The 4,242-nt window shown below is 64.9% G+C and carries 5 protein-coding genes; all 5 read right to left on the bottom strand.

The genetic code is table 11. The features are described from left to right. A partial coding sequence (locus ABLA28_RS10715) for an ADP-ribosylglycohydrolase family protein (RefSeq protein WP_347713658.1) occupies positions 1-712 on the bottom strand: 712 nt, incomplete at its 3' end. Between the two features lie 191 nt (positions 713-903). Next, positions 904-1,500, bottom strand: coding sequence for a YqiA/YcfP family alpha/beta fold hydrolase (locus tag ABLA28_RS10710; protein ID WP_347713657.1), 597 nt, complete (start codon positions 1,498-1,500; stop codon positions 904-906). 174 nt (positions 1,501-1,674) lie between these two features. Continuing rightward, complete coding sequence (rsmI, locus tag ABLA28_RS10705) at positions 1,675-2,511, bottom strand: 16S rRNA (cytidine(1402)-2'-O)-methyltransferase (protein WP_347713656.1); 837 nt, start codon at positions 2,509-2,511, stop codon at positions 1,675-1,677. 277 nt (positions 2,512-2,788) lie between these two features. Further along, positions 2,789-3,520 carry a methyltransferase domain-containing protein gene (locus tag ABLA28_RS10700; RefSeq protein WP_347713655.1) on the bottom strand — a complete coding sequence of 244 codons (732 nt, stop codon included), beginning with the start codon at positions 3,518-3,520 and terminating at the stop codon, positions 2,789-2,791. Between the two features lie 12 nt (positions 3,521-3,532). Beyond that, the coding region (locus ABLA28_RS10695) for an AAA family ATPase (RefSeq protein WP_347713654.1) at positions 3,533-4,242 on the bottom strand (710 nt) is incomplete at its 5' end.

Here is a 4,242-nt window from a genome sequence, read left to right as displayed (position 1 = left end):
GAATGGGGTCGGGCACGCCATAGAATCCCTCGGCCAGACTGCCCGTTATCGCGGCGAGGGTGTCGCTGTCGCCGCCGATCGAGATGGCGTTGCGGACGGCGTCCTCGAACCCCTCGGACTCCAGGAAGGCGACGACGGCCTGAGGCACGGTCCCCTGGCAGGTCACGTCGAACGCGTAATCGGGCCTGATGGCGTCGAGCGTGAAGTCCAGGTCGTAATAAGCCGAGAGCGCGGAACGGATCTCGGCAAGGGAGGCCCCGCCGCGCGCCAGAAAAATGCCCTCGGCCGTCGCCACCGCCCCCTTGATCCCCTCGGGATGATTGTGAGTCACCCCGGCAGAGGACCTGGCCAACGCCCGGGCCTCCTCGAGGCTCTCCGCCAGGAAGCCGGCCGCGGATACCCTCATGGCCGCCCCGTTGCCGAAGCTGTTGTAGGGACGCGGGGCCCCGGACGAGAGCCACATCTTGAAATGTCCGCCGTACCCCCGGCCCGGATAGCGCCGGCCGAAAAGCTGCATCGTCTCCGTCAGGGCGCGGTCGAGGTCGGCCGCGGAACCGTCCTTGAACTCCCGTATCGCCTGGTACACGGCACAGGTCATGACCGTATCGTCCGTGAAGAAACAATCCGGCCTGAAAAACGGAAATTCCTTCGTCTTGATGTTGTCCCACTCGTAGACCGACCCCACGATATCTCCAACAATAGCTCCAATCATCTGCAAGCCCCCCTTATTTCAATTCTGAATCTTCGTATGCTGCGTTTAAGCAGACGACTGCCTCTTCAAGACCGGCAGGTCTTGAATGGCGTGTCGGTCGCTTACGTCGACACGCGGTACAGTTACCGCGTTGTCGACGTAAACAGAAGATCCACCTTGACTGCCTACGAACGATTCAGAATTGGAATTACTTACGATTTCCCGGGACCGAAGGAATCCTCGATATCCTGCCGAACCCGGTCGAATACCGCCTCCAGGGCCTTCGTGTCCGTGAAGCCGTGCCCGCCCCGCTCGACGGGGATCAGGACCGCCCCCGTCTCCCTCCGTCCCCCGACGGGCCTCAGGATGGGGACCGTGGTCTCTCCATGTCCAATCACCTCGTCGTCCAGGCAGTAGGCCGCCCACGTCCGTGGGAAACGGCCGTTCAGATAACTCTCGGAGAAACAGCGGAGGAGACCCCGCAGAAAGTCCGGAGCGGCCCCCTCCTCCCGGTTCAGCAGGATGAACGGGGCTAGGGCGGGATTGATCAGGAGGCACATGGCGTCCGTCCTCTGACGGCAGAGATGCCAGGCATAGAAGCCCCCCAGGCTGTTCCCGACGAACAGATGGGGACGGCCCCTCCCGTCCTCCTCCGGCACCGACTCCCGGAGCTGCGCCAGGTCGGAGGCGACGTTCACGTTGCGCAGCTGCGGGGCCCGGATATCCTCGTACAGACCTCCGAACACCCTGACGACCCGATCAAACTTGTCCCCCGGGGAACCCTGATAACCATGAATGTAGAGAAGCATCGCCGGCCTCCTTATAGCATCCTGAGCGTGACGTCCTGAACGGGGATTTTCCTCCGGGCGTTTTCCGCCGGAAGGCGGAACCGTTCGCCCCGAAAAGCGAAGCGTACCCTTATTATCGGGCATGAGGACGCGGGGGTCTCCCCCGCGTGCGGAAAGAATTTTTCCGAACGGTCCCTATGCGCTCCCGTCCCCGTTCAGGCTCCCCAAACTCAAGAGGTACGCCTTCACGGCGTTCTTCGCCACGGGATGACGGGCCACGATGGTCTCGACGGCGGAGCGCACCGTGGCCCCCTTGGCGTGCAGCGCGTCCGCCTCGGCCTTCCAGACATCCTCGCCCTCGTCCCCCGGGACGTGCCCCTCTACGACCAGGACCATCTCCCCCCTGAGCCCCTGTTCGAGCCGGGAGAGCAGGCCCGAGAGGGGGGATCGGATCGACTCCTGATAGACCTTGCTGATCTCCCGGACGAGGGCGGCCCTGCGGTCGCCCCAGGCCTCCGCCATCTCCGCGATCTGACGTTCCGCCTTGTGCGGGGATATGTAGAAACAGAGCGTCCAGGGGACGCCGCGCAGAGATTGAAAGAGCTCCCCGCGGGCGCCCGGCTTCTCCGGGGGGAAGCCGAGGAAAAGAAAGGGGTGCGGCGTCAGCCCCGAGAGCAGCAGGGCCGGCAGCAGGGCCGAGGGGCCGGGCAGGACGTCCGCCTCGATCCCCTCGTCGAGCGCGGAGCGCAGCAGAATCCAGCCGGGGTCGGAGACCCCCGGGGTTCCGGCGTCGCTGACGACCGCGACGCTCTTCCCCGCACGCAGGGCCTCCATCAGCCGCGGCAGGCATTCCTTCTCGTTGTGAAGATGAAAGGGGACGAGCGGCGCCGCGATGTGATAGCGCCGCAGCAGTACGGACGAGGTCCGGGTGTCCTCGCAGGCGATGAGGTCGGCGTTCCGCAGGACCCGGAGCGCGCGCAGGGTGATGTCCTCCAGGTTGCCGATCGGGGTCGGGACGAGTGTCAACGGCATGCAATACCCCCTTAATTACTCATTCCAATTCCAAATCGTTTGTAGACGAGGCGGCTTTTGCGAGACGAAGCGAATAAGCAGACCGCCAACGAACGTAGTGAGTTGAGCGGGTCGCTTAGGTTCTTCACCAGGCGTACATAATAGTACGTCGAGCAAGGCGAGCAAAAACAACGAAGTATACAAATGATTGGGGATTGGAATAAAATCAGTGATTTGGGGCTTCGCCCCCCCACTCAAGGGACAAGTCCCTTGAGAATCCCACTTAAAACTGCTCCCTTCATCCCAGTCCTTCCGGCTCGTAGGCCTTCAACAGCTCGGGCGTATAATTCCCCTCCCCGTCTCGGACGAAAAGCGGCGGTTCGACCACGAGCCCCTCGCCTCCCCCCTTCACACACTCGAACAAAAAGATGTTCGAAGGGCGGCCGATGCAGGGGTGGACCAGCCTCAGCCTCTTGGGGACCAAGCTGGCGCGAAGCGCCGCCCCCACGAAGGAGGCCATCCGTTCCGTCCGAAAGACGGCGAAGAAGCGTCCGCGCCCCCTCAGGAGCCGCGCCGCGGACGCCGTGACATCATCGACGGAGCAGCAGGCCCCCTGACGGGCGATGGAGCGGGACGCGACGGGGCTTTCCCGTCCCCTGCCGGGCGATTCGTAAGGGGGGTTGGCGACGACCCCGTCAAAGGCGCCGGAGGGCAGCAGAGAGGGGTCGCGCAGGTCGCCGCACCGAAACGAGACGCGCGTCTCCAGCCCGTTCTCGCGCCCGTTGCGCTCCGCCACGGCGGCGAGGTCCGGCTGGAGCTCGACCCCCACGATGCGGAATTCCTCCGGAAAACGCAGGGCCAGCATCAGGGAGACCGCCCCGGCCGCGGCCCCCAGTTCGACAAAGCTCGACCGCCCTCTCGGGGGACGACGCACCCAGGAGGCCAGCAGCACCGTGTCCATGTTGACGCGGGGCCCCGCCTCGGGCTGCCAGAGCCGAAGGCGGCCGTAGAGGATGTCGTCGTGCGTCATGGGCCGTCTCCTTTAACGATAATGCTCAACGTCGATCCCCACGATGCGCGACAACCCCGGCTCCACCATCGTCACCCCATAGATCAGGTCGGCCCGCTCCATCGTCGTGCGGCGGTGCGTCATGACGATCAGCTGGAGCGAGCGGGAGTATTCCTTCGCGAGGTCGGCGAACCGGATCAGGTTGTACTCGTCCAAAGCCGCGTCCACCTCGTCCAGGACGGCCAGGGGCATCTTCGCGACCTCGAGGGCCGAGAAGAGGTGCGCGATGGCGGTCAGAGATTGCTCCCCCCCCGAGAGCTGCGAGATGTTCTGGAGCTTTTTGCCGGGCGGGCGGGCGTAGATCTCGACCCCGCGCTCCCAGACGGAGCCCTCCTCCTGCAACGTCAGCCGTGCCTCCCCCCCCGCGAAGAGGCGTTGGAAGAGCGCGTTGAAGCGGCTGTCGATGTCCGCCATGGCGCGCGAGAAGGAGGCCTCCACCTGTGCGTCCGTCTCCTCGATCAGGGTCCGCAGCTCGCCGACCCCATTGCGGACGTCCTCCAGCTGCTCGGTGAGGAAATCGACCCGCTCGGTCAGGGAGACGTCCTCCGACAGGGCCCCCAGGTTGTAGTTTCCCAGTGCCCTCAGCTCGCGCTCCAGTCGACGCAGGGCGCCGGTAAGATCGCGCCCTCCCTCGACCTCCCCCGCCTCCGCGGCGTTGTAGGGATACTTGTCGTCCCAGAGCT

It is taken from the genome of uncultured Fretibacterium sp. (assembly GCF_963544685.1).
GTDB lineage: Bacteria > Synergistota > Synergistia > Synergistales > Aminobacteriaceae > CAJPSE01.
Note: the sequence above shows the minus strand (reverse complement) of the source record. Positions and strands in the feature narration are given on the sequence as shown.

Bases quoted from the DNA above. Each gene is read 5' to 3' on its own strand.
- ABLA28_RS10710 (WP_347713657.1), bottom strand. From the start codon at position 1,500: ATGCTTCTCTACATTCATGGTTATCAGGGTTCCCCGGGGGACAAGTTT.
- rsmI (WP_347713656.1), bottom strand. From the start codon at position 2,511: ATGCCGTTGACACTCGTCCCGACCCCGATCGGCAACCTGGAGGACATC.
- ABLA28_RS10700 (WP_347713655.1), bottom strand. From the start codon at position 3,520: ATGACGCACGACGACATCCTCTACGGCCGCCTTCGGCTCTGGCAGCCC.